The 24,414-nt window shown below is 71.7% G+C and carries 20 protein-coding genes and 1 riboswitch; of the genes, 16 read left to right on the top strand and 4 right to left on the bottom strand.

From position 1 onward, the window contains the following. Positions 1-12: 12 nt before the first annotated feature. Entirely contained in the window at positions 13-675 is a 663-nt protein-coding gene (locus ACQEVG_RS10435; RefSeq protein WP_432980393.1) for a class II aldolase/adducin family protein, read from the bottom strand. Between the two features lie 234 nt (positions 676-909). On the opposite strand from ACQEVG_RS10435, the gene ACQEVG_RS10430 reads away from it, so the two are divergent. The 9 genes from ACQEVG_RS10430 to cobI all read left to right on the top strand — a co-directional run bounded on the left by ACQEVG_RS10430 (position 910) and on the right by cobI (position 13,747). Continuing rightward, positions 910-2,163: an anion permease gene (locus ACQEVG_RS10430; protein WP_432980390.1), complete on the top strand. Its 1,254-nt coding sequence runs from the start codon at positions 910-912 to the stop codon at positions 2,161-2,163. 12 nt (positions 2,164-2,175) lie between these two features. Continuing rightward, positions 2,176-2,397 (top strand): hypothetical protein, encoded by a 222-nt coding sequence (locus ACQEVG_RS10425; RefSeq protein ID WP_432980387.1) that lies wholly within the window; start codon positions 2,176-2,178, stop codon positions 2,395-2,397. A gap of 131 nt (positions 2,398-2,528) precedes the next feature. Continuing rightward, positions 2,529-2,667: riboswitch (cobalamin riboswitch) on the top strand. 107 nt (positions 2,668-2,774) lie between these two features. Next, complete coding sequence (locus ACQEVG_RS10420) at positions 2,775-3,740, top strand: cobalamin biosynthesis protein (protein WP_432980384.1); 966 nt, start codon at positions 2,775-2,777, stop codon at positions 3,738-3,740. Beyond that, positions 3,737-5,260, top strand: a complete 1,524-nt coding sequence (locus ACQEVG_RS10415) for a cobyric acid synthase (RefSeq protein ID WP_432980381.1) — start codon at positions 3,737-3,739, stop codon at positions 5,258-5,260. The genes ACQEVG_RS10420 and ACQEVG_RS10415 overlap by 4 nt, the downstream gene beginning before the upstream one ends. After that, positions 5,257-8,922, top strand: coding sequence for a cobaltochelatase subunit CobN (gene cobN / locus ACQEVG_RS10410; protein WP_432980378.1), 3,666 nt, complete (start codon positions 5,257-5,259; stop codon positions 8,920-8,922). Before ACQEVG_RS10415 ends, cobN begins: the two co-directional genes overlap by 4 nt. Before the next feature lie 109 nt (positions 8,923-9,031). Beyond that, positions 9,032-11,038, top strand: a complete 2,007-nt coding sequence (locus tag ACQEVG_RS10405; protein WP_432980375.1) for a putative cobaltochelatase — start codon at positions 9,032-9,034, stop codon at positions 11,036-11,038. Next, positions 11,038-11,646 (top strand): cob(I)yrinic acid a,c-diamide adenosyltransferase, encoded by a 609-nt coding sequence (cobO, locus tag ACQEVG_RS10400; RefSeq protein ID WP_432980372.1) that lies wholly within the window; start codon positions 11,038-11,040, stop codon positions 11,644-11,646. Before ACQEVG_RS10405 ends, cobO begins: the two co-directional genes overlap by 1 nt. Then, positions 11,640-13,022: a cobyrinate a,c-diamide synthase gene (locus ACQEVG_RS10395; RefSeq protein WP_432980369.1), complete on the top strand. Its 1,383-nt coding sequence runs from the start codon at positions 11,640-11,642 to the stop codon at positions 13,020-13,022. The genes cobO and ACQEVG_RS10395 overlap by 7 nt, the downstream gene beginning before the upstream one ends. After that, the gene (gene cobI, locus ACQEVG_RS10390) at positions 13,019-13,747 is read left to right on the top strand and encodes a precorrin-2 C(20)-methyltransferase (protein WP_432980366.1); all 729 of its coding nucleotides are present in this window, start codon (positions 13,019-13,021) and stop codon (positions 13,745-13,747) included. The genes ACQEVG_RS10395 and cobI overlap by 4 nt, the downstream gene beginning before the upstream one ends. A gap of 17 nt (positions 13,748-13,764) precedes the next feature. Here the strand turns inward: cobI and ACQEVG_RS10385 are convergent, their stop codons facing one another. Next, positions 13,765-14,484 carry a ZIP family metal transporter gene (locus tag ACQEVG_RS10385; RefSeq protein WP_432980363.1) on the bottom strand — a complete coding sequence of 240 codons (720 nt, stop codon included), beginning with the start codon at positions 14,482-14,484 and terminating at the stop codon, positions 13,765-13,767. Between the two features lie 93 nt (positions 14,485-14,577). On the opposite strand from ACQEVG_RS10385, the gene cobM reads away from it, so the two are divergent. The 4 genes from cobM to cobC all read left to right on the top strand — a co-directional run bounded on the left by cobM (position 14,578) and on the right by cobC (position 19,159). Continuing rightward, positions 14,578-15,399 carry a precorrin-4 C(11)-methyltransferase gene (gene cobM / locus ACQEVG_RS10380; RefSeq protein WP_432980360.1) on the top strand — a complete coding sequence of 274 codons (822 nt, stop codon included), beginning with the start codon at positions 14,578-14,580 and terminating at the stop codon, positions 15,397-15,399. Then, complete coding sequence (cobJ, locus tag ACQEVG_RS10375) at positions 15,396-17,084, top strand: precorrin-3B C(17)-methyltransferase (RefSeq protein WP_432980357.1); 1,689 nt, start codon at positions 15,396-15,398, stop codon at positions 17,082-17,084. The genes cobM and cobJ overlap by 4 nt, the downstream gene beginning before the upstream one ends. Before the next feature lie 94 nt (positions 17,085-17,178). After that, positions 17,179-18,120 carry a sirohydrochlorin chelatase gene (locus ACQEVG_RS10370; RefSeq protein ID WP_432980354.1) on the top strand — a complete coding sequence of 314 codons (942 nt, stop codon included), beginning with the start codon at positions 17,179-17,181 and terminating at the stop codon, positions 18,118-18,120. Beyond that, a complete protein-coding gene (cobC, locus tag ACQEVG_RS10365; protein WP_432980351.1) occupies positions 18,104-19,159 on the top strand; it encodes an Rv2231c family pyridoxal phosphate-dependent protein CobC in 1,056 nt (351 codons plus the stop codon). The genes ACQEVG_RS10370 and cobC overlap by 17 nt, the downstream gene beginning before the upstream one ends. A 134-nt stretch (positions 19,160-19,293) precedes the next feature. Here cobC and ACQEVG_RS10360 read toward each other — a convergent pair whose 3' ends face one another. Together ACQEVG_RS10360 and ACQEVG_RS10355 are read right to left on the bottom strand one after the other, a co-directional pair. Then, positions 19,294-20,301, bottom strand: a complete 1,008-nt coding sequence (locus ACQEVG_RS10360; RefSeq protein WP_432980348.1) for an SCO1860 family LAETG-anchored protein — start codon at positions 20,299-20,301, stop codon at positions 19,294-19,296. 327 nt (positions 20,302-20,628) lie between these two features. Continuing rightward, complete coding sequence (locus ACQEVG_RS10355) at positions 20,629-21,714, bottom strand: amidohydrolase family protein (protein WP_432980345.1); 1,086 nt, start codon at positions 21,712-21,714, stop codon at positions 20,629-20,631. A gap of 428 nt (positions 21,715-22,142) precedes the next feature. Between ACQEVG_RS10355 and ectA the strand changes: the two genes are divergently transcribed. The 3 genes from ectA to ACQEVG_RS10340 are packed head-to-tail and all read left to right on the top strand — an operon-like array spanning position 22,143 to position 24,414. Next, complete coding sequence (gene ectA, locus ACQEVG_RS10350; RefSeq protein WP_432980342.1) at positions 22,143-22,679, top strand: diaminobutyrate acetyltransferase; 537 nt, start codon at positions 22,143-22,145, stop codon at positions 22,677-22,679. A 27-nt stretch (positions 22,680-22,706) separates the two neighbouring features. Then, positions 22,707-23,975, top strand: a complete 1,269-nt coding sequence (gene ectB, locus ACQEVG_RS10345; protein WP_432980339.1) for a diaminobutyrate--2-oxoglutarate transaminase — start codon at positions 22,707-22,709, stop codon at positions 23,973-23,975. Positions 23,976-24,009: 34 nt separating this feature from the next. Further along, the gene (locus ACQEVG_RS10340; protein ID WP_432980336.1) at positions 24,010-24,414 is read left to right on the top strand and encodes an ectoine synthase; all 405 of its coding nucleotides are present in this window, start codon (positions 24,010-24,012) and stop codon (positions 24,412-24,414) included.

Here is a 24,414-nt window from a genome sequence, read left to right as displayed (position 1 = left end):
CAGCCGCGGGTGTCAGTCCGGCTGGCCGTAGCTCCGGAGCTTCTCGGCGGCTTCGCTCAGCTGGGAGCCGGAGAGGAGGCTGGGCGCGTGGCCGGGCAGCGCCGACGCGGTCAGCCAGAGACGGCACATCCACTCCAGCTGGGCGGTGCGGTCGTAGGCCTGGTCGAGACGGTCGCCGTACGCGACGGTGCCGTGGTTCTGCAGAAGGCAGGCGGTGCGCTCCGCCAGGGCGCGCAGCATGTTCTCGGCGAGCTCCTCGGTCCCGAACAGTGCGTACGGGGCGACGCGGACGGGGCCGCCGAGTGCCGCGGTCATGTAGTGGATGGGTGGGAGCTCGGGGACGAGGGTGGAGACGGCGGTGGCATGCACGGCGTGGGTGTGGACGACGGCGCCGGCGCCGGTGTTGCGGTAGACCTCCAGATGCAGCGGCAGCTCGCTGGTGGGCGCGAGGTCGCCGAGGAGCTGGTTGCCGTCGAGATCGACGGCGATGGCGTCCTGGCGGGTGAGCCGATCGTAGGGGACCCCGGTCGGGGTGACCAGGACGAGTCTGCCGACCCGTACCGAGACATTGCCCGATGTGCCCACCACCAGGCCTTCCGCCGCTGTCCTGCGGGCCGTGGCGACGAGATCCAGCCATGCCCGTTCGATCGCGTCCTGCCGCACCTCATCGCTCATGCGGTGATCCTGTCAGGCGGGGGTCCAGGGCCTGGACGGACCGTGACGGAGATCACGCGTATCGCCACAAAACCAGCTATTCGCGGCACCAGCCCTTTGATACCGGCCCGACAGGGCTGACGGAGCGAAGAATCCTCACTTGCGGACACCGCGAAGCCCGTCTCAGTTCATCTTCCGTTCACTCAGATTACCTACGTTCAACAGGCCAATGACGTCGAACGATTGCCTGGGTAAATGGAACACATCACCTTGCTGCTCGCGATCGTGATCGTGACAGCGCTCGTGTTCGATTTCACGAACGGTTTCCACGACACCGCCAACGCGATGGCGACCACCATCTCGACCGGCGCACTGAAGCCCAAGACCGCGGTGGCCATGTCCGCCGCGCTCAACCTCGTCGGCGCGTTCCTGTCCATCGAGGTCGCCAAGACAATCTCCAGCGGCATCGTCACCGAGGAAGGCATCTCACCGGAGGTGATCTTCGCGGCGCTCGTCGGCGCCATCCTCTGGAACCTGATGACCTGGCTGATCGGCCTGCCGTCCAGCTCCTCGCACGCCCTGATGGGCGGACTGGTCGGCGCCACCATCGCCTCGGTCGGCGTCAGCGGCGTCAACGGCGGCACCGTCGTCACCAAAGTCCTGATCCCCGCAATCGCCGCCCCGCTGGTGGCCGGCATCGCGGCCTTCCTCGCCTCCCGGCTGACGTACAAGATCGGCCAGAACGCCGACGCCAAGGCCACCGCGAAGGGCTACCGCGCCGGTTCCATCGCCTCGGCGGGCCTCGTCTCGCTGGCCCACGGCACCAACGACGCGCAGAAGACCATGGGCATCATCACGCTGGCGCTCGTCGCCGGCGGTGTGCTCTCCCCCGGCTCCAACCCCCCGCTGTGGGTCATCGTCTCGGCCGGCAGCGCGATTGCGCTGGGCACCTACCTCGGCGGCTGGCGGATCATCCGCACCCTGGGCAAGGGCCTCACCGACCTCCAGCCGCAGCAGGGCTTCGCCGCCCAGACCAGCGCGGCCAGCGTCATCCTCGCCTCCTCCAACCTCGGCTTCTCGCTGTCCACCACGCACTCCTGCTCCGGCGCCGTGATGGGCGCGGGCCTGGGCCGCAAGGGCGGCGTGGTCCGCTGGTCCACCGCCACCCGGATGTTCGTCGCGTGGGGTCTGACCCTGCCGGCCGCGGCCCTGGTCGCGGCCGGTTCGGAGTTCGTGGCCAAGCAGGGCGACTGGGGTGTCGCGGCGGTCGCGGCCTTCCTGATCGGCGCCTGCGTCGCGATCTGGTTCGTCTCCCGCCGCCAGGTGATCGACCACACCAACGTCAATGACGTGGACGGCGACGCCGAGCCCGCGGGCGTGGTGACCGCCGCCATCGCGGCCGTCACCCCGCCGCCGGCCGGCACCCCCGCGCAGGACATCAAGACGACCATCCAGGCTCCGGCGCCCGCCGCGGGCTCCGAGCCGGCGACCCGCCCGGCCGCGGTGTAAGGACAGATCAGTATGAAAATCGACTGGGCAGCTCTCGGCTCCGTCTTCGGCGTGAGCCTCGTGGCCACCGTCGCCCTGGTGGGCCTGTTCACCCTGGGCGTCGTGGGCCTGACCAAGCAGGAGTCTGCGGCGGCGCAGGGTGGCTCCGCGGTCCTGGCCCGCACGGCGGCGTATGCGTGCTTCGCGCTGTGCGCGGCGGCCGTGTCGTACGGGATCTATCTGATCATCACCTGAGCACAGCCAGGGCAGATGCGGTGAGGGCGGGACGGATGTCCCGCCCTCACTGCGTTTTCCGACGGTCCGCACATGGTGTCGGTGTGGGCCTTCGCACACTGTCCCGTCGCAGGTCAAGGGTGAGTTGACGGCCCTCGCAGGGCCGTGGTGGACTGCCGGAGCCAACTACGGCGGCAGCAGAGGAAGCCGGTGCGAATCCGGCGCGGTCCCGCCACTGTCACCGGGAGCAGTCACCCGGAAGCCAGGAACTCTCGCCGCCGGTCTCGTCGAACCAGGGCGCGGACACCCTGAGTGAGGACATATCGCCATGCCCGGGTGCGGTTCATCTCCTGCTGTGAGTACGAGGGTTCTTCCAGGCGAAGCGCCGGCCTGAACCCATGCGTGCCGACCGGCAATTCGTATACGGCGCCACCGCCGGCCTCGTCGGCGACCTGCTGCTCGGCGATCCTCGCCGGGGGCATCCGGTCGCCGCGTTCGGCCGCGCCGCGGGCGCCGTCGAGCGTCTGTTGTGGCGTGACCACCGCGGCTGGGGCGCGCTGCACACCACCGTGTGCGCCGGAGGCGCTGCCGCGGCCGCCGGGTTCCTCGCACGCGGGGTACGCAGCCGCCCCGCCGCATCCCTCGCGCTGACCGCCGCCGCCACCTGGGCGGTGGTCGGCGGCACTTCGCTGGGCCGCGAGGCGCGGGCCATCGGCGGCGCGCTCGCGGCCGGGGACATCGAGGCGGCCCGGGAGCGGCTGCCCCATCTGTGCGGGCGCGACCCGCAGGCCCTGGACGAGCAGCAGATCGCGCGTGCCGTCGTCGAGTCCGTCGCCGAGAACACCTCCGACGCGGTGGTGGGCGCGCTGGTCTGGGGGGCGCTGGCCGGTGTGCCGGGACTCGTCGCGTTCCGCGCGGTGAACACCCTCGACGCGATGGTGGGGCACAAATCGGCCAAGTACCGGCGATTCGGCTGGGCTTCGGCACGCCTCGACGATGTGGCCGGGTGGCCGGGGGCCCGCCTCACCGCGGGACTCGCGGTACTCACCGGCCCGGATGCGAGGGGAGCCGTACGGGCGTGGCGCGCCGACGCGAAGAAACATCCGAGCCCCAATGCGGGGCCCGTGGAAGCCTCGTTCGCGGGCGCTCTGGGCGTACGGCTGGGCGGGACGCTCTCGTACGGCGGCCGGGTCGAGCACCGGCCCGTACTGAACGGCAACGGTCGCCCGGTGGAGTTCGGTGACGTCGAGCGTGCCGTACGGCTTTCGCGCCGTATCGGCTGGCTGACACTGGCGGCCTGCGCGGCGGGCCGCGTGACGGGGCAGGTACTGCGCGCGCGGCGCGCGGGAAAGGGGCGGACATGACCGGTACCGGCCGCACCGGCGGCGGGCTGCTCGTCGCGGGCACCACCTCCGACGCCGGCAAGAGCGTCGTCACCGCCGGGATCTGCCGATGGCTCGTACGGCAGGGAGTGAAGGTCGCGCCCTTCAAAGGGCAGAACATGTCCCTCAACTCCTTCGTGACGCGCGAGGGCGCCGAGATCGGACGTGCCCAGGCCATGCAGGCGCAGGCCGCCCGCGTGGAGCCCAGCGCGCTGATGAACCCCGTGCTGCTCAAGCCCGGCAGCGACCGGTCCAGCCAGGTCGTGCTGATGGGCAGACCCGTCGGAGAGCTCAGCGCACGCGGCTACCACGGGGGGCGGCAGGAAGCCCTGCTTTCGACCGTTCTGGAGTGCCTGGAGGAACTGCGGGGCACGTATGACGCCGTGATCTGCGAGGGGGCGGGCAGTCCGGCCGAGATCAATCTGCGGCGTACGGACATCGTGAACATGGGCATCGCACGGGCCGCGCGGCTGCCGGTGCTCGTGGTCGGGGACATCGACCGCGGCGGTGTCTTCGCGTCCTTCTTCGGTACGACAGCGCTGCTCAGCGCGGCGGACCAGGAGCTGATCGCGGGATATCTGGTCAATAAGTTCCGGGGCGACGTGACACTGCTCGAGCCGGGCCTTGAGATGCTGCACGGGCTGACCGGGCGGCACACATACGGCGTGCTGCCCTTCGCCCACGGCCTCGGCATCGACGAGGAGGACGGGCTGAGGGTCTCACTGCGCGGTGCGGTACGGGAGTCGGCCGTCGCGCCGCCGGTCGGCGAGGACGTGCTGCGGGTCGCCGTGTGCGCGGTGCCGCTGATGTCCAACTTCACGGACGTGGACGCGCTGGCCGCCGAACCGGGCGTCGTCGTGCGCTTCGTGGACCGGGCAGAGGAGCTCGTCGACGCCGACCTGGTCATCGTGCCGGGCACCCGCGGCACGGTGAAGGCCCTTGCCTGGCTGCGCGAGCGGGGGCTTGCCGACGCTCTGCTGCGGCGGGCCGCCGAGGGGCGGCCGGTGCTCGGCATCTGCGGCGGCTTCCAGGCGCTGGGCGAGCGGATCGACGACGAGATCGAGTCGCGGGCGGGCACCGTCGACGGACTCGGGCTGCTGCCCGTACGGGTGCGGTTCGCGAAGGACAAGACCCTCGCGCGGCCCGTGGGCAAGGCGCTCGGCGAGCGGGTCGAGGGCTACGAGATCCATCACGGGGTCGCCGAAGTGCTCGGCGGGGAGACCTTCCTGGACGGCTGCCGGGTCGGCTCGGTGTGGGGCACGCACTGGCACGGGTCGCTGGAGAGCGACGGCTTCAGGCGCGCCTTTCTGCGCGAGGTGGCGGCGGCAGCCGGCCGGCGCTTCGTACCTGCCCCGGACACCAGCTTCGGCGCGCTGCGCGAGGAGCAGCTGGACCGCCTGGGCGACCTGATCGAAGAACACGCGGACACGGACGCGCTGCTGCGGCTGATCGAGTCGGGCGCTCCGCCGGAACTGCCTTTCCTTCCACCGGGAGCGCCATGAGCACCGTGCTGTTGTTGTCCACCGCCGACACCGACCTGCTGGCGGCCCGCGCCTCCGGCGCGGCGTACCGGATCGGCAACCCGACCCGGGTCGACGTCGCCGGTGAACTGCCCGCGCTCATCGAGGGCTGTGACATCGCCGTCGTCAGGCTGCTGGGCGGGAAGCGAGCCTGGGAGGACGGGCTCGCCGCGCTCAAGGCGGCCCGGATTCCGACGGTGCTGCTCGGCGGTGAGGCTGTGCCGGACGCCGAGTTGATGGCCGAGTCGTCCGTGCCCGCCGGTGTGGTGGCGGAGGCCCTGCGGTATCTCGTCGAGGGCGGTCCCGGGAACCTCGTCGAGCTGGCCCGCTTCCTGTCGGACACCGTGCTGCTCACCGGGGTGGGCTTCGCCGAGCCGCAGAAGATGCCCGAGTACGGCGTCCATGGCAGGCGCCCGCTCACGGAGGGCCGCCCGACCGTCGGCGTTCTCTTCTACCGGGCGCACGAGCTGTCCGGGAACACGGCCTTCATCGATGTGCTGTGCGACCGGATCGAGGAGCGGGGGGCCAATGCCCTTCCCGTGTACTGCGGTTCGCTGCGCGGCGCCGACGCCGGGCTGTACGAGCTGCTCGGCAGGGCCGACGCGCTGATCGCCACCGTGCTGGCGGCGGGCGGCACGCGCGCGAGCGACGCGAGCGCCGGCGGGGACGACGAGGCATGGGACATCGGGGCGCTCGCCGAACTGAACGTGCCCGTCCTGCAGGGGCTCTGCCTCACCTCCTCGCGCGCCGTGTGGGAGGCATCGGACGCGGCCCTCTCCCCCATGGACGCGGCGATGCAGGTCGCGATCCCGGAGTTCGACGGACGGCTGATCACGGTCCCGTTCTCCTTCAAGGAGCAGGGTCCCGATGACGTACCGGTGTATGTCGCGGACCCGGAGCGGGCCGGGCGCGTCGCCGGAATCGCCGTACGTCACGCGGAGTTGAAGCACAAGCCGAACGCTCGGAAGCGGCTCGCGCTGGTCTTCACGGCCTATCCGACGAAGCATTCGCGGGTCGGAAACGCCGTGGGCCTCGACACGCCCGCGTCCGCGGTACGGGTCCTGGACGCCCTGCGCGATGCCGGATACGGCGTCGACGGCCACCCCGCAGGCGGCGACGAACTGATCCACCGGCTCATCAGCGCCGGTGGCCACGACGTCGAGTGGCTGACGGAGGAGCAGCTGGCCGCCGCCCCCGCGCGCGTGCCGCTCGCCGACTACCGCGCCTGGTTCGACACGCTGGACCCGCAGCTGCGCGAGGGAATGCTGGAGCACTGGGGCGAGCCCCCGGGCTCGCTCTATGTCGACGGCGACGACATCGTGCTCGCTTCCCTCCGGTTCGGGAACGTCGTGGTGATGATCCAGCCGCCGCGCGGCTTCGGTGAGAACCCGATCGCGATCTACCACGACCCCGACATGCCGCCCTCGCACCACTACATGGCGGCCTACCGCTGGCTGGAGACCGCGGCATCGGAGGGCGGCTTCGGCGCGGACGCGATCGTCCACATGGGCAAGCACGGCACCATGGAGTGGCTGCCGGGCAAGGGCCTTGGCCTGTCGGCGGGCTGCGGACCGGACGCGGTGCTCGGCGAACTGCCTTTGATCTACCCGTTCATCGTCAACGACCCGGGCGAGGGCACCCAGGCCAAGCGCCGCGGCCACGCCACGATCGTGGACCATCTGGTGCCGCCGATGGCGCGCGCGGACACCTACGGCGATCTGGCCAAGCTGGAGCAGCTGCTCGACGAGTACGCGCTGGTCAGCGATCTCGACCCGGGGAAGGCCCCGGCCGTACGGGCGCAGATCTGGACGCTCGTGAAGGCCGCGGAGCTCCATCACGATCTGCATGTCGACGAACAGCCGGACGACGGCGACTTCGACGAGTTCGTGATGCACATCGACGGCTATCTCTGCGAGATCAAGGACGTCCAGATCAGGGACGGTCTGCACATCCTCGGCGGCGGTCCGCAGGCGGAGGCGCGGGTCAATCTCGTGCTCGCCGTGCTGCGCGCCTCGCAGGTGTGGGGCGGCCAGGCCCATGCGCTGCCGGGGCTCAGGGCCTCGCTCGCCGAGTACTTCGGTCTTACGGAGAAGGACCTGCTGGGCGAGCCGGGCGCCGCGGCGAAGGTGCCGACCGAGCTGACCGCGCTGGTCGAGGGTCCGGCCCGGACCGCCGCCGATGCGATCGATCTGCTCGAGCAGCTGTGCCGGCGGCTCGCCCTGGGCATGGAGGAGCGCGACTGGGACGCGGCCGCGGTGCCTTCCCTCGTACGTGAGGTCGTGGGCAGCGAACTCCCCGACGCCGTCGCGGTGCTGGAGTTCGCCTGCCGCGAGGTGGTGCCGCGGCTGGCCCGTACGACCGACGAGATCGGCAACATCCTGCGGGCACTGGACGGCGGCTACGTCCCGGCCGGCCCTTCGGGCTCGCCGACCCGCGGCCTGGTCAACGTTCTGCCGACCGGGCGCAACTTCTACTCCGTCGACCCGAAGGCCATCCCCTCCCGGCTGTCGTGGGAGGTCGGCCAGGCGCTCGCCGACTCGCTGGTGGCGCGGTATCTGGCGGACACGGGCGCGTATCCGAAGTCCGTGGGTCTGACGGTGTGGGGCACCTCCGCGATGCGCACCCAGGGCGACGACATCGCCGAGATCCTGGCGCTGCTCGGCTGCCGCCCGGTCTGGGACGACGCGTCCCGCCGCGTGACGGGCTTCGAGATCGTGCCGGCACAGGAGCTGGGGCGGCCGCGCATCGACGTCACGGTCCGCATCTCCGGCTTCTTCCGGGACGCCTTCCCGCATGTGGTGGGCCTGCTCGACGACGCCGTACGGGCGGTGGCCGAGCTCGACGAGCCCGCCGAGGCCAACTATGTGCGCGCGCACGCGGACGAGGACACGGCACAGCACGGCGACCGGCGGCGGGCCACGGCGCGGATCTTCGGCTCGAAGCCGGGGGCGTACGGAGCCGGTCTGCTGCCGCTGATCGACGCGCGGAACTGGCGCTCCGACGCGGACCTCGCGGAGGTGTACGCGGTGTGGGGCGGCTATGCGTACGGGCGCGGTCTCGACGGTCGTGCGGCTCGCGGGGACATGGAGACGGCGTTCCGGCGGATCGCGGTCGCCGCGAAGAACGTCGACACGCGGGAGCACGATCTCGTCGACGCGGACGACTACTTCCAGTACCACGGCGGGATGGTCGCCATGGTGCGGCATCTGACGGGTGAGTCGCCCGAGGCGTATGTGGGTGACTCCGCTGTTCCGGACCAGGTCAGGACGCGCACGCTGGGCGAGGAGACGCATCGGGTCTTCCGGGCGCGGGTGGTCAATCCGCGCTGGATGGCGGCGATGCGGAGGCACGGCTACAAGGGTGCGTTCGAGATGGCCGCGACGGTGGACTACCTGTTCGGCTACGACGCGACGGCGGGCGTCGTGGACGACTGGATGTACGAGAAGCTGAGCGCTGAGTATGTCTTCGACCCCGAGAACCGCGAGTTCATGCAGAAGTCCAATCCATGGGCGCTGCGGGGTATTTCGGAACGCCTGCTGGAAGCGGCCGATCGCGGGCTGTGGGCGGAGCCGGACGCGCAGACGCTGGAGCGGCTCCGGGCGACCTACCTTGAGCTCGAGGGCGACCTGGAGGGGGACGCGTGAAGGTCTTTTCTTGCTGGGGGCTCAGCCCCCGGAACCCAGCGCCGCAAACTCCCCCGGACTTCGTCCGGGGGGACCCCCACGGGGCTGGTTCTACGATCGAGGAGTCCGCATGAGCACCCCCTACCCGTTCACCGCGATCGTCGGGCAGGAGGATCTGCGGCTGGCGCTGCTGCTCAACGCGGTCAGCCCGCGGGTCGGCGGTGTGCTCGTACGCGGCGAGAAGGGGACCGCCAAGTCCACCGCCGTACGTGCGCTTTCCGCGTTGATCCCGGAGGTTCCGGTCGTCTCCGGGTGCCGGTTCTCGTGCGACCCCGCGGCGCCGGACCCGGCGTGTCCCGACGGTCCGCACGAGCTCGGCGGCGGTGTGGCGCGGCCCGCGCGGATGGTCGAGCTGCCCGTCGGCGCCTCCGAGGACCGGCTCGTCGGCGCGCTCGACATCGAGCGGGCGCTGGCCGAGGGCGTGAAGGCCTTCGAGCCGGGGCTGCTCGCCGACGCCCACCGCGGAATCCTCTACGTCGACGAAGTCAACCTCCTCCACGACCACTTGGTGGATCTGCTCCTGGACGCGGCCGCGATGGGCGCGTCATATGTGGAGCGTGAGGGTGTGTCGGTGCGCCATGCCGCGCGATTTCTGCTCGTCGGGACCATGAACCCCGAAGAGGGCGAGCTGCGTCCCCAGTTGCTGGACCGCTTCGGGCTCACCGTCGAGGTCGCGGCCTCGCGCGAGCCCGATCAGCGGGTCGAGGTGGTGCGGCGCCGGCTCGCGTACGACGACGATCCCGGTGGTTTCGCCGGTCGCTGGTCGGACGACGAGACCGCGCTGCGGGCGCGGATCGTGGCGGCGCGGGCGCTGCTGCCCGACGTACGGCTTGGCGACGGCGCGCTCAGGCAGATCGCCGCGACCTGCGCGGCCTTCGAGGTGGACGGTATGCGCGCGGACATCGTGATGGCGCGGACGGCGACGGCGCTGGCCGCATGGGCGGGGCGCAGCGACGTGCTCGCGGAGGATGTGCGGCAGGCCGCTCTGCTGGCACTCCCGCACCGGCGGCGACGTAATCCCTTCGACGCGCCGGGCCTGGACGAGGACAAGCTCGACGAGACGCTGGAGGAGTTCGGCGACGACGATCCGGATCCCGGTCCGGACGGGCCCGGCGGTGGCGGTGGGCAGCCTCCGCAGGACGGTCCGGACACACCGCCGCCCGGCGACACGGGTCAGGCCGACACTCCGGCCGAGCCACAGGAGGCCGAGGGCGGGCGGCCGCAGCCCTCCGGCGGCGGTGAGCAGCAGCCCGTACGGGCCGGTGAGCCGTTCCGCACGAAAGTGCTGAGCGTGCCCGGTCTCGGTGAGGGCGCGGCGGGGCGCCGGTCACGGGCGCGGACCGAGCACGGGCGGACGACGGGTGCGCGCAGGCCCCAGGGGGCGCTGACCAAGCTGCACTTGGCGGCGACCGTACTGGCCGCGGCCCCGCACCAGCGGGCGCGCGGGCGCAGCGGGCGCGGTCTGGTGGTGCGGCGTGACGATCTGCGGCAGGCGACCCGGGAGGGGCGCGAGGGCAATCTCGTGCTGTTCGTGGTCGACGCTTCGGGCTCGATGGCGGCCAGGCAGCGGATGAGCGCGGTCAAAGGTGCCGTACTCTCGCTGCTCCTCGACGCCTACCAGCGGCGCGACAAGGTCGGTCTTGTCACCTTCCGCGGCAAGGACGCGGAGCTTGCGCTGCCGCCGACTTCTTCGGTGGACGCCGCCGCAGCCCGTCTCGAGACACTGCCGACGGGCGGCCGTACACCGCTGGGGGCGGGACTGCTGCGGGCGCACGACGTGCTGCGGGTGGAGCGTATGCGTGATCCGTCGCGCCGCCCGCTGCTGGTCGTGGTGACGGACGGGCGCGCGACGGGCGGAGTCGACCCGGTCGCGCTCGGCTCACGGGCCGCGCGGCTGCACGCCGCCGAGGGCACGGCCTCCGTCGTCGTGGACTGCGAGTCGGGGCCGGTGCGGCTCGGGCTCGCCGGTGACCTCGCCCGTGATCTCGGCGGCACCGCCGTCACCCTGGACGAGCTGCGCGCCGACAGCATCGCCGGGCTCGTCAGGGATGTACAAGCGACCAGGAGGGCCGCGTAATGCCGCAGGGACAACCGTCCGTCGTACCCGAGGACGGGCTCACCACCCGCCAGCGCCGCAACCGGCCGCTGGTGATGGTCCATACGGGCGTCGGCAAGGGCAAGTCGACAGCCGCCTTCGGGATGGCGCTGCGTGCCTGGAACCAGGGCTGGCCGATCGGGGTGTTCCAGTTCGTCAAGTCCGCGAAGTGGAAGGTCGGCGAGGAGAACGCGCTCAAGGTACTGGGGGCTTCCGGTGAGGGCGGGAGTGTCGACTGGCACAAGATGGGTGAGGGCTGGTCCTGGATCCAGCGGGCCCCCGCGGACGGCGAGCTGTCCAACGAGGAAAAGGCGCGCGAGGGCTGGGAGCAGGTCAAACGCGATCTGGCCGCTCAGTCGTACAAGCTCTATGTGCTGGACGAGTTCGCGTACCCGATGCACTGGGGCTGGGTCGACACCAACGAGGTGATCCAGGTGCTGCGCGACCGCCCCGGCCACCAGCACGTGGTGATCACCGGCCGCAACGCACCCGCCGAGCTGGTCGACTTCGCCGATCTGGTGACCGACATGTCGAAGGTGAAGCACCCGATGGACGCCGGTCAGAAGGGGCAGCGAGGCATCGAGTGGTAGCACGTCTCGTCATCGCCGCGCCGTCGTCCGGCAGCGGCAAGACCACCGTCGCGACGGGCCTGATGGCGGCCTTCGTCGCGGCGGGCCTCGCCGTGTCCCCGCACAAGGTCGGCCCCGACTACATCGACCCGGGCTACCACTCGCTCGCGACGGGGCGTCCGGGGCGGAACCTGGACGCGTTCCTGTGCGGTACGGAGCTGGTGGCGCCGCTGTTCGCGCACGGCGCGGCGGGATGCGACGTGGCCGTGGTCGAGGGCGTGATGGGCCTGTACGACGGCGCGGCCGGCGCGGGTGAACTGGCCTCCACGGCACAGGTGGCGAAGCTGCTGCGGGCGCCGGTGGTGCTGGTGGTGGACGCGTCGTCGCAGTCGCGTTCGGTGGCGGCGCTGGTGCACGGCTTCGCGTCGTGGGATCCGGAGGTGCGGATCGGGGGCGTGATCCTGAACAAGGTGGGGTCCGACCGGCACGAGGAGCTGCTGCGGGAGGCGCTGGAGGAGTCGGGAGTACCGGTGCTGGGGGTGCTGCGGCGGGTGGCTGAGGTTTCGTCGCCGTCGCGGCACCTGGGTCTGGTGCCGGTCGCCGAGCGGCGGTCGGACGCGGTGGCCGCGGTGGCGGCGATGGCGGAGGTGGTGCGCCTCGGGTGCGACCTGGAGGCGTTGCTGGCGCTGGCGCGGTCGGCTCCGCGGTTGGACGGGGGTGCGTGGGATCCGGGAGCGGCCTGCGGCTCTGTTCCCCACCCCGCCGCTTCCCGGGCCCCCGGTTCGGGGAACGGGCCGCCACCCCTCGTCGCCGTCGCCGGCGGCCCCGCGTTCACCTTCTCCTACGCCGAGCACACCGAACTCCTCACCGCCTCCGGCGCCCACGTCGTCCCCTTCGACCCGCTCCGGGACGAGCAACTCCCCGACGGCGCCGCGGGGCTGGTCATCGGCGGCGGGTTCCCGGAGATGTACGCCACCGAGCTCTCCGCCAACGAGCCGCTCCGCAAGGCCGTCGCCGAGCTCGCGCACAGCGGCGCGCCCGTCGCCGCCGAGTGTGCCGGGCTGCTGTATCTCGCCCGTTCCCTCGACGGGCAGCCCATGTGCGCCGTCCTGGACGCCGAGGCACGGATGTCGGGGCGGCTCACGCTCGGGTACCGCGAGGCCGTCGCCGTGAGCGACAGCGTCCTCGCCGCGGCCGGGACACGCCTGCGGGGGCACGAGTTCCACCGGACCGTCGTGGAGCCCGCCGCGGGCCCGGCCCCCGCCTGGGGCATGCACAAGCCCGAGCGACGCGTCGAGGGGTTCGTACAGCAGGGCGTGCACGCGAGCTATCTGCATACGCACTGGGCGGCCGAGCCCGGTGTGGCGCGCCGATTCGTTGAGAGGTGTACGCGATGAGCAGGCTGATCGGCGTCGGAGTGGGGCCCGGCGACCCGGAGTTGGTGACCGTGAAGGGCGTGCGCGTGCTTCGGGAGGCCGACGTCGTCGTCGTACCGGTGATGGACACGCTGGAGCGCGGGCGCGCGGAGGCGACCGTGCTGCACTACGTGGGTGAGGAGAAGGTCGTACGGATCGTCTTCGCGCTCAACGAGCGCACCGACCGCGCCCGTCGCGAGGCCGCCTGGGACGCCGCCGGTGAGCGCGTCGCCGAACTCCTGCGCAGCCACGAGACCGTCGCCTTCGCCACGATCGGCGACCCCAATGTGTACTCGACGTTCACCTATCTCGCGCAGACGATCGGCGACGTGGTCCCGGGGACGGCCGTCGAGACCGTGCCCGGTATCACCGCGATGCAGGATCTGGCGGCCCGCAGCGGCGCGGTGCTCACCGAGGGCACCGAGCCGCTGACCCTGGTTCCGGTGACCGCCGGGGCCGCCGTGCTCAAGGACGCCCTGGAGGGTCCCGGCACGGTCGTGGCGTACAAGTTCGGGCGGCTGGCGGCCGAAGTGGCGACCGCGCTGCGGAAGACAGGACGGACCGAGGGCGCGGTGTGGGGGTCGGCGCTCGGGCTGCCCGAGGAGTCGATCCGGTCGGCCGCGGAGCTGGGCGAGGGCCCGTTGCCGTATCTCTCGACGCTGATCGCGCCCGCGCCGCGGGGCGGCGGCCGCGGGGGCAAGCTGTGAGTCCGCCGTCCGGGTCCTCACTCGGCGAGGCCCACCACCAGCCAGATGAAGCCCACTCCCCCGGCCGTGCACAGCAGGGTGGAGCGCGCGGGGTGGGCGTGGTGCGCCTCGGGCAGGATCTCGGCGGCGGCGAGATAGAGCAGCGCGCCGCCGAAGAACCCGAGATAGCTGCCGAGGAGTTCCACGGGAAGCGTGAACAGCACGGCGGACGCGGCGCCGACAAGGGGCGCGAGTGCGTCGGCGACGAGCATCGCGACCGCCTTGCCGCGGGTGTTCCCGTACAGGCTGGTGATCGTGTACGTGTTGAAGCCGTCGGCGAAGTCGTGGGTGATGACGGCGATCGCCACGGTCGCGCCCATGCCGCCGCCCACCTGGAAGGCAGCGCCGATCGCGACGCCGTCCATCAGGCTGTGGCCGACCATGGCCGCGGCCGCCGTCAGTCCCACCTGCGGCATTCTCTCGTCCGCACCGTGTGCCGCCTGGCGGACCGCCAGCAGTCGTTCCACCAGGTGGGCGGTGAGAAAGCCGCCGACGAACAGCAGCAGTGCCTGCGGCACTCCGAACACCTTGTTGCCCGCCGCCTCAAGTGCCTCCGGCAGCAGGTCGAGGCCGACCACACCGAGCATCAGACCGCCGGCCAGACCGAGCACGAGGTGGCGGCGGTCGGTGACGCGCTGCGCCGTCCAGCCGCCGAACAGCGTCATCAGGAACGCGCCGAGCGCGACGAGCACCGCCATGCGCCCTTGCTAGCGGATTGACCCGCTTCCTGGCACATCCGAGCTGTCCCGATCCACCCGAATGACACGAATAACCCGAGAGGACCACCGCTCATGGCCGATGCCGCCACCCGTGGCAAGGTGACCTTCGTCGGCGCGGGCCCGGGCGCCGCCGATCTGCTGACGTTCCGGGCCGCACGGGCGATCGCCGATGCCGACATTGTCATCTGGGCGGCCAGCCTGGTGCAGGCGGAGGTCCTGGAGCATGCGCGCGAGGGCGCAGAGATCCTCGATTCGGCGGCGATGTCGCTGGAGGACGTCGTCGCCGTGTACGAACGGGCGCGGGCGGACGACCTGTTGGTCGCCCGCATCCACTCCGGCGACCCGGCGCTGTGGGGCGGCACTCAGGAGCAGCTCGACCGCTGTGTGGAGCTGGGCCTCGACGTCGAGATCGTGCCGGGCGTCTCGTCGTTCTCGGCGGTCGCGGCGCTCGCGCAGCGCGAGCTGACGATCCCTGAGGTCGCGCAGTCCGTGATCCTTACCCGGCTCGGCGGCGGCAAGACGCCGATGCCGCCGGGCGAGGAGGTACGGGAGTTCGCGCGGCACGGCACGACGATGGCGCTCTTTCTGTCGGCGGCCCGTTCGGGGCAGTTGACGCAGGAGCTGCTGGAGGGCGGCTATCCGACGAGTACGCCGGTGGTGATCGCGTACCAGGCGACCTGGCCGGAGGAGCTGATCCTGCGCTGCACGGTCGGCACGCTGGAGGAGACCGTCAAGGAGCACAAGCTCTGGAAGCACACGCTGTTCCTGGTGGGGCCCGCGCTGGCGGCTTCGGGGACGCGCTCGCACCTCTATCACCCGGGCCACTTCCATGGCTTCCGGAAGGCCGATCCGGCCGCCCGCAAGGCCCTGCGCACCAAGGGAGCGAATCAGTGATCGGCCTGATCTCCGCCACGGCGGCGGGAGCTGCCGCCCGCGACCGGCTGGCCGCCGCCTGGCCCGAACGGACCCGGATCTACGAGGGTCCCGTGCGCCCTTCGGTGGAGCGGGCATTCGCCGAGTGCGAGCAGCTGGTCTGCTTCCTGGCGACGGGCGCGGTGGTGCGGCTGATCGCCCCGCTGCTGGCGGGCAAGTCGGCGGACCCGGGCGTGGTGTGCGTGGACGAGGGACAGCGGTATGCGGTGTCCCTGCTGGGCGGCCACAGCGGCGCTGCGAACGAGCTGGCGGCGCAGGTCGCGGACGTTCTGGGCTGCGCCCCGGTGGTGACGACGGCGACGGACGCGGCGGACATCCCGGGCCTGGACACCCTGGGCTGGCCGGTCGAGGGCGCGGTCGCGTCCGTGACGCGCGCGGTCCTTGACGGCGAACCGGTGGCGCTGCGGGCAGACGCGGTGTGGCCGCTCCCGCCGCTGCCGGGCAATGTGACGCCGGAGGGCGCCGGCACCGCTCTCCATGTCACCGACCGGTCCTTCGACGCCGGCCCGAACGACGCCGTACTGCGACCCCCGTCGCTCGTCGTCGGCGTCGGGGCCTCCAAGGGCTCCCCCGTCGACGAGGTCGTCGGCCTCGTCGAGGAGACCCTGCGCGAGGCGGGGCTCTCGGCGCTGAGTGTGGCCGAGCTGGCGACCGTCGACGCGAAGGCCGAGGAGCCGGGGATCGTCGGGGCCGCGGGTCTCCTTGGCGTGCCCCTGGTGACGTACGCCGCCGAGCGGCTCGCAGAGATCGCCGTGCCGAACCCGTCCGGCGCGCCGCTCGCCGCAGTCGGAACGCCCTCCGTCGCCGAGGCCGCGGCGCTCGCGGGCGGCGGCGAACTCCTCGTCCCGAAGCGGAAGTCGAACCCCGTCGGCCGGGCCGCGATGGCGACCTGCGCGGTCGTGCGCAGAGCGCCGCGCGGGCGGCTCGCCGTGGTCGGGCTCGGGCCCGGGGCCCGCGATCTTCTCACCCCGCGTGCGAGGGAGGAGCTGCGCCGCGCCTCCGTACTGGTCGGGCTCGATCAGTACGTGGACCAGATCCGTGATCTGCTCAGGCCGGGCGCCCGGGTCATCGAGTCCGGCCTCGGCGCGGAGGAGGAGCGGGCCCGTACGGCGGTGGCCGAGGCCCGCGCCGGACATGCGGTCGCGCTCATCGGCAGCGGCGACGCGGGCGTGTACGCGATGGCATCCCCCGCGCTCGCCGAGGCGTCCGACGACATCGACGTGGTGGGTGTGCCGGGCGTGACGGCGGCGCTGGCCGCCGCCGCGATCCTGGGTGCGCCGCTCGGGCACGACCATGTCTCGATCAGCCTCTCCGATCTGCACACTCCGTGGGAGGTCATCGAGCGCCGGGTGCGGGCCGCGGCGGAGGCGGACATCATCGTGACCTTCTACAACCCGCGCAGCCGCGGCCGCGACTGGCAGCTCCCGAAGGCGCTGTCGATCCTCGCCGAACACCGCGAGCCGGGCACGCCGGTGGGCGTCGTACGCAATGCGTCCCGGGCGGACGAATCGAGCCGCCTGACGACACTGGCGGGACTGGATCCGGCGACGGTGGACATGATGACGGTCGTGACGGTCGGCAATACGGCCACGCGCGAGATCGCCGGCCGCATGGTGACACCGCGCGGCTACCGGTGGCAGTCATGAAGGACAAGAAATCCTCCTGTAACTGCCCCGCTCTCGCCCCGGGCGGCGTCGCGCGCAATGCTCTGCCGTACCACCCCCACATCAAGGAGAACGCGTGACCACCCCGCCCGCACTGCTGATCGCCGGTCACGGCACCCGTGACGAAGCCGGGGCCGAGGCCTTCCGGGACTTCGTACGGGAGCTGGGGCGGCGCCATCCCGAACTCCCCGTCGGGGGCGGCTTCATCGAGCTGTCCTCGCCGCCCCTCGGCGAAGCCGTCAGCGAACTGGTCGAGCGGGGCGTGACGCGCCTCGCCGCGGTTCCGCTGATGCTGGTGTCCGCCGGGCACGCCAAGGGCGACATCCCGGCCGCTCTTGCCCGTGAGCGGGAGCGGCACCCGCAGATCTCGTACACCTACGGCCGTCCTCTCGGCCCGCACCCCGCGCTGCTGCGCGTGCTGGAGCGGCGGCTGAACGAGGCGCTGGGCTCCGGGCCGCGCCGGCCCGCGGACCGCGCCGATGTGACGGTGCTGCTGGTGGGCCGCGGTTCGACCGACCCGGATGCCAATGCCGAGGTGCACAAGGCGGCCAGGCTGCTCTGGGAGGGACGGGGGTACGCGGGCGTGGAGACGGCGTTCGTGTCGCTCGCCGCGCCCGATGTGCCGAGCGGGCTGGACCGGTGCGTGCGGCTGGGGGCCCGCCGGATCGTGGTGCTGCCGTACTTCCTGTTCACCGGGATCCTGCCGGACCGGGTGCGGCAGCAGACGGAGGGCTGGGCGGAGGCGCACCCGGGCGTCGAGGTGCGCTGCGCCGATGTCATCGGCCCGGAGCCGGAGCTGTTCGACCTGGTGATGGAGCGCTACCGGGAGGCCGTCGCGGGCGACATCCGGATGAACTGCGACTCGTGCGTCTACCGGATCGCGCTGCCGGGCTTCGAGGAGAAGGTGGGCTCGCCGCAGCAGCCGCACTTCCACCCGGACGACGACGGGCACCACCACGACGGACACCGCCACGGCCACGGCCATCAACACCACGGCAGCCATGCGCACTCCCATTGACGCACACGACCTGCGGCACCACGGTGACGCGGAGGTACGGGACGCCGGTCTGACGGATCTCGCCGTCAATGTCCGCTGCGGGACTCCCCCACAGTGGCTGCGTGAGCGCATCACCAGCTCGCTGACCGCTCTCGCCGCCTATCCTGACGGGCGGGCGGCACGGGCCGCGGTGGCGCAGCGGCACGGAGTGCCGGTGGAGCGGGTGCTGCTGACTGCGGGGGCGGCGGAAGCGTTCGTACTGCTGGCCCGGGCGCTGACGGTACGTCACCCGCTGGTCGTGCACCCGCAGTTCACCGAGCCCGAGGCGGCGCTGCGGGACGCGGGGCACCGGGTGGCCCGGCTGCTGCTGAGGGAGGAGGACGGCTTCCGGCTCGACCCGGCGGCCGTGCCCGACGCGGCGGACCTCGTGATGATCGGGAATCCGACCAACCCCACATCCGTACTGCATCCGGCCGCCGACATCGCCGAACTGGCCCGTCCGGGAAGGCTGTTGGTGGTGGACGAGGCGTTCATGGACGCGGTGCCCGGCGAGCCGGAGGCACTGGCGGGACGGACCGACATCCCCGGCCTGGTGGTGCTGCGCAGCCTCACCAAGACCTGGGGGCTCGCGGGCCTGCGCATCGGCTATGTGCTCGCCGAGCCCGGGACCATCGCGGCGCTGGAGCAGGCTCAGCCGCTGTGGCCGGTCTCGACGCCCGCGCTGGCCGCCGCCGAGGCGTGCATGGAGCCCGGCGCGCTCAAGGAGGCCGAGCAGGCGGCGCAGGTGATCGCGACGGAGCGGGCCCATCTGCTGGCGGGTCTTGCGGAGTTCGACGAGGTGCGGGTGGTGGCGGCGGCCGAGGCCCCGTTCGTACTCGTCCACGTCCGGCGCGGGGCCGAGGTGCGCGAGCGGCTGCGTGCTCTGGGCTTCGCGGCCCGCCGGGGCGACACCTTTCCGGGGCTCGGCCCCGGCTGGCTGCGGCTGGCGGTGCGCGACCGGGTGACGACCAATCGCTTTCTGCAGGCGCTCGACCAGGCGCTGACGATGGTCGGGGACTGACGCGCCCCGGCCGTCGTCCATGCGCGACGTCGGCCGGGGCGGCAGCGCCCGGCACCCACGATCGACCCCGTGCCGGCCGGCGGTGGGCGGCCGCCGCGTGACATGACGATCACGAGTGGGTGCGGGCGCCGTGGTCAGCGGCGGGCGCGGGCGCGGGCCAGCACCATGGCGCTGCCGCCGAGCGCCAGCAGCAGGGCCGCGCCTCCGGCGATGTACGAGGTCGCGGCGCTGCCGCCGGTCTCGGCGAGGTCGTCCTTGGCCGGGGCGGCGCCGGACTGCGCCTTGACGCCGGCGCCCGGCTCGGCGGTCGGGTCCTGCGCGGCGGTCGGGTCCTGCGCGGCAGTCGGCTCCTGAGCAGCGGTCGGGTCCTGCGCAGCGGTCGGCTCCTGCGCGGCCGCGGGCTTGGACTCGTCGTGCGCCGTGCCCGGCGACTCGCACTTCGCCTCGGCGAGGGTGACCGAGCCGGTCACCTCGGCGACATTCAGCTTGGCCGGGTTGACGGAGACCCTGAGCTCCAGCGCCGTGGCCGCGGCCGTACGGGACGTGGTGTGCGTCTTGGACAGATCGAGCGTCACCTCACCGACGCCCGGCACCTCGACACGGGTGGTGCCACCGGTCGAGAGCGTGGTCCGCTTGCCGAGCACGGTCACCCGGCCGAGCAGATTCGACTCCGCGACCGGCTGCCTGCCCGCCTCGCAGACGGCCTTCGACGTGACCTTCTCGACCTCGACGATCGACAGCAGCGGCAGTCCCGGCACCTGCACGCGGGCACGGACGAGATTGCTGTACGCCTCCGCCCGGTGCCGGTCGGCGCTCGCCTTCGCGGTGGCCACGTCCGCACGCAGCAGCTGGACGGGCCTGCCCCGGTCGACTCCGTCCACCCGCACGCTCAGCGTGGTCTTCTCTGCGCTCGCGGGCGCCTGCACCTCGTTGAGCGCGGCCTTGAGCGGGACGTCGGCGGACTTGTTGAGCAGGGACACATCGAGACCGGTACGGAGTACGACCGCACTGGCCCGGCCCTCGCCGCCGCCCCCGGTGGCGTACGCCGGCCCGGCGACCGCGACGGGTCCGGCGACCAGCGCGGCAGCTGCCGTCACGGCGGCGGCGCGGCGTGCGGGCATGCGGAAGGTGTTGCTGTTCAAGGTGGTGGAACCCCCACAAGAGACACGGCGTCGCCGCCGCCCCACGGGGACACGTGGGGCGGCGGCGACTGAACACGGGAAGTTTCACGGCACTGAGAGTGAACTGACAGTTGCCTGGCGCGAGTTCACCCCAACGTGGGGTTTCCGCCACGGCATTCGAATCTCTCGGTACGTGTGTTCCCGTGGCTCACCCGTGTCGCGTATCCCGTGAGCGCACAAGGGGGCGCTTGCGCGGGAGCGCGCCAGAAGTGGGCAAACGAGGGACATGGGCCAGGGGTAACGCACTGTCAACTCTGCAACGGAGACGCGGGGCGCAGGACCCGGATATCAGCCGATCACCCGGCCGTTGAGGATCACCCGGCTCGGCGCCGCCAGCGCCCTGACGTCCGCGCGCGGATCCTCGTCGTACACCACGAGATCCGCCGGCGCGCCCTCTTCGAGCGCCGGACGGCCGAGCCACTGCCTCGCCCCCCAGGTCGTCGCCGACAGGGCCTGCAGCGGCGGGATTCCGGCCTTCACGAGCTCGGCGACCTCGGCCGCCACCAGGCCGTGGGCGAGCGAACCGCCCGCATCCGTGCCGACGAAGACCGGGATACCCGCGTCGTACGCCGCGCGCACCGTGTCGTAGCGGCGCTGGTACAGCCGCCGCATATGGGCGGACCACTGGGGGAACTTCGACTCGCCGCCCGCCGCGAGGTCCGGGAACGTGGCGATGTTGACCAGGGTCGGCACAATCGCGACGCCGCGCTCGGCAAAGAGCGGGATGGTGTCCTCGGTGAGGCCGGTGGCGTGCTCGATGCAGTCGATACCCGCCTCGACCAGGTCCCGCAGCGAGTCCTCGGCGAAGCAGTGCGCGGTCACCCGCGCGCCGAGCCGGTGTGCCTCGGCGATCGCCGCCTCGACGGCGCCACGCGGCCAGCAGGCGCCCAGGTCCCCGGCGTCCCGGTCGAGCCAGTCGCCGACGAGCTTGACCCAGCCGTCGCCGCGCCGTGCCTCCTGGGCGACGTGGGCGACGAGCTCGTCCGGTTCGATCTCATGGGCGAAGTTACGGATGTAGCGGCGGGTGCGTGCGATGTGACGGCCCGCCCGGATGATCTTCGGCAGGTCCTCACGGTCGTCGATCCAGCGGGTGTCGGCGGGAGATCCCGCATCACGGATGAGCAGGGTGCCCGCGTCCCGGTCGGTCAGCGCCTGCTTCTCGCTGGTCGCCTCGTCCACCGCGCCGTGGGCGTCGAGCCCGACGTGACAGTGTGCGTCGACCAGACCGGGGAGCGCCCAGCCCTGGACGGTGACGGCCTCGGCACGCGGCCGCTCGTACGAGATCCGGCCATCCACCACCCACAGCTCGTCCCGCGCCTCCTCGGGTCCGACGAGCACCCGCCCCTTCACATGCAGCACCACGTGATCGCTCATGCCAGCACTGTACGAGGCCCGCGGCGCCGTCGTCCGGGCGGCTGCGCGGGCACCGGCGCCGCGCCCCGAACCGGTCGCGCTCTCGGTGAACTCAATTTCTCAGGCCGTGAAAGTCTGCGTTAATTAAAGAATTCCGGATGCCGCTTTATTTCGGGCGGCTTCCCATGGTCTTCTGCCCCCGTTCCCGGATCCTAAACACCAAAATTTCAACAGGATCCGACGGCGTAATTCGAGCGGGTCTCGCGGCAGTTACGGATATGTGACCGACTCCACAGCGCGCCCGGTTCATCGCTTATTTCCGCTGCAAATCGGCCGAAAAGGCCGTCGCCCGAGGCTGCGCACGCGCTCGCGCGATAACACAGAGAGCCGCTCCACCCAACCCCTTCCAGCAATGCAATTTCAGAATTAGCTCGGTAAATTACCTCGGCATGACCGCCGCACAGGAAGACCTTGTACGAACCAGCACGCCGAGCGAATTCACGACGATTGACACCCCACGAGTGGAGGACGGAGCCGCGATCTGGCGCATCGCCCGCGACTCCCAGGTCCTGGACCTCAACTCCTCGTACAGCTATCTGCTGTGGTGTCGCGACTTCGCCGCCACCTCCGTGGTGGCGCGCGACGCCGACGGAACACCCATCGCCTTCGTCACCGGCTATGTGCGCCCCGAGCGCCCGCAGGCCCTGGTCGTCTGGCAGGTCGCCGTCGACCACGCGCACCGCGGCCGGGGCCTGGCCGGTGTGCTCCTCGACGCGCTGACCGCCAAGGTGACCGGCAAGCACGGGGTGCGTGAGGTCGAGACGACCATCACCCCCGACAACACGGCGTCCGACCGGCTCTTCACCTCGTACGCGAAGCGCCACGACGCGCCCCTTGCGCGCGAAGTCCTCTTCGACGGCGGGCTGTTCCCCGAAGGAACCCACCAGCCCGAAGTCCTGTACCGCATTGGCCCCTTCTCCGCCTGACACCCCCCCCACCTCTGGAGACTTGCCGTGACCATCACCCCGCCCGCCCTGAGTGTCTTCGAGACCCTGGAGTCGGAGGTGCGCAGCTACTGCCGCGGTTGGCCGGCCGTGTTCGACCGCGCGCAGGGCAGCTACCTCCACGACGAGGACGGCCACACCTACCTCGACTTCTTCGCCGGCGCCGGATCACTCAACTACGGACACAACAACCCGGTGCTGAAACGCGCGCTGATCGACTACATCGAGCGCGACGGCATCACCCACGGCCTGGACATGGCCACCACGGCCAAGCGCGCCTTCCTGGAGACGTTCCAGAACGTGATCCTGCGGCCGCGCGACCTTCCGTACAAGGTCATGTTCCCGGGCCCGACCGGCACCAACGCGGTCGAGTCCGCGCTCAAGCTGGCCCGCAAGGTCAAGGGGCGCGAGTCCGTCGTCTCGTTCACCAACGCCTTCCACGGCATGTCGCTCGGGTCGCTCGCCGTCACCGGCAACGCCTTCAAGCGGGCCGGCGCCGGCATCCCGCTGGTGCACGGCACACCGATGCCGTTCGACAACTACTTCGACGGCCAGGTCCCGGACTTCCTCTGGTTCGAGCGCCTGCTGGAGGACCAGGGCTCCGGCCTCAACAAGCCGGCCGCCGTGATCGTGGAGACCGTGCAGGGCGAGGGCGGCATCAATGTGGCCCGCGCCGAGTGGCTGCGCGCGCTCCAGGAGCTGTGCCACCGCCAGGACATGCTGCTGATCGTCGACGACATCCAGATGGGCTGCGGCCGCACCGGCGGCTTCTTCTCCTTCGAGGAGGCGGGCATCACGCCGGACATCGTCACCCTGTCGAAGTCCATCAGCGGCTACGGACTGCCCATGTCGCTCTGCCTGTTCAAGCCGGAGCTGGACATCTGGGAGCCGGGCGAGCACAACGGCACCTTCCGCGGCAACAACCCCGCGTTCGTCACCGCCGCCGCCGCGCTCGACACCTACTGGGCGGACGGCCAGATGGAGAAGCAGACCCTCGCCCGCGGCGAGCAGGTCGAGCAGGCGCTGCTGGCCATCGCGGGTGAGAGCGCGGAGCCGGGGGTGAGCTTCCGGGGCCGCGGCCTGGTGTGGGGCCTGGAGTTCGAGGACAAGGCGCGCGCCTCGGCCATCTGCGCCCGGGCCTTCGAGCTGGGGCTGCTGCTGGAGACCTCGGGCCCGGAGAGCGAGGTCGTCAAGCTGCTGCCCGCGCTCACCGTGACGCCCGAGGAGCTGGACGAGGGTCTGCGCATCCTGGCCCGCAGCGTCCGCGAGACGGCCTGACCCGCCGTACGACAAGGAAAGGCAACAACTCACCGTGATCGTCCGATCGTTCAAGGACATCGAGAACACCGAGCGGCATGTGAAGGCCTCGTCGGGGACCTGGGAGAGCAAGCGCATCGTGCTCGCCAAGGAGAAGGTCGGCTTCTCGCTGCACGAGACCGTGCTGTACGCGGGTACGGAGACGTCGATGTGGTACGCGAACCACATCGAGGCCGTGCTCTGCGTGGAGGGCGAGGCCGAGCTCACCAACGACGAGACCGGCGAGACCCACTGGATCGAGCCCGGCACGATGTATCTGCTGGACGGCCATGAGCGCCACACCATGCGTCCCAAGACCGATTTCCGCTGTGTCTGCGTCTTCAACCCGCCCGTCACCGGACGGGAGGACCATGACGAGAACGGCGTCTACCCGCTGCTCACCGAGCCCGAGGAGGGCTGA

Origin of the sequence: Streptomyces sp. CA-135486 (assembly GCF_050936555.1) — a bacterium.
Classification (GTDB): Bacteria; Actinomycetota; Actinomycetes; order Streptomycetales; family Streptomycetaceae; genus Streptomyces.
Note: the sequence above shows the minus strand (reverse complement) of the source record. Positions and strands in the feature narration are given on the sequence as shown.

What these genes read in the sequence shown, in the direction of transcription:
- cobN (WP_432980378.1), top strand. Translation starts at nt 5,257, where the DNA reads ATGAGCACCGTGCTGTTGTTGTCCACCGCCGACACCGACCTGCTGGCG.
- ACQEVG_RS10405 (WP_432980375.1), top strand. Translation starts at nt 9,032, where the DNA reads ATGAGCACCCCCTACCCGTTCACCGCGATCGTCGGGCAGGAGGATCTG.
- cobO (WP_432980372.1), top strand. Translation starts at nt 11,038, where the DNA reads ATGCCGCAGGGACAACCGTCCGTCGTACCCGAGGACGGGCTCACCACC.
- cobM (WP_432980360.1), top strand. Translation starts at nt 14,578, where the DNA reads ATGGCCGATGCCGCCACCCGTGGCAAGGTGACCTTCGTCGGCGCGGGC.
- ACQEVG_RS10355 (WP_432980345.1), bottom strand. Translation starts at nt 21,714, where the DNA reads ATGAGCGATCACGTGGTGCTGCATGTGAAGGGGCGGGTGCTCGTCGGA.
- cobI (WP_432980366.1), top strand. Translation starts at nt 13,019, where the DNA reads ATGAGCAGGCTGATCGGCGTCGGAGTGGGGCCCGGCGACCCGGAGTTG.
- ACQEVG_RS10385 (WP_432980363.1), bottom strand. Translation starts at nt 14,484, where the DNA reads ATGGCGGTGCTCGTCGCGCTCGGCGCGTTCCTGATGACGCTGTTCGGC.
- ACQEVG_RS10435 (WP_432980393.1), bottom strand. Translation starts at nt 675, where the DNA reads ATGAGCGATGAGGTGCGGCAGGACGCGATCGAACGGGCATGGCTGGAT.
- ACQEVG_RS10415 (WP_432980381.1), top strand. Translation starts at nt 3,737, where the DNA reads ATGACCGGTACCGGCCGCACCGGCGGCGGGCTGCTCGTCGCGGGCACC.
- ACQEVG_RS10420 (WP_432980384.1), top strand. Translation starts at nt 2,775, where the DNA reads ATGCGTGCCGACCGGCAATTCGTATACGGCGCCACCGCCGGCCTCGTC.
- ACQEVG_RS10430 (WP_432980390.1), top strand. Translation starts at nt 910, where the DNA reads ATGGAACACATCACCTTGCTGCTCGCGATCGTGATCGTGACAGCGCTC.
- ectA (WP_432980342.1), top strand. Translation starts at nt 22,143, where the DNA reads ATGACCGCCGCACAGGAAGACCTTGTACGAACCAGCACGCCGAGCGAA.
- ACQEVG_RS10425 (WP_432980387.1), top strand. Translation starts at nt 2,176, where the DNA reads ATGAAAATCGACTGGGCAGCTCTCGGCTCCGTCTTCGGCGTGAGCCTC.
- cobC (WP_432980351.1), top strand. Translation starts at nt 18,104, where the DNA reads ATGCGCACTCCCATTGACGCACACGACCTGCGGCACCACGGTGACGCG.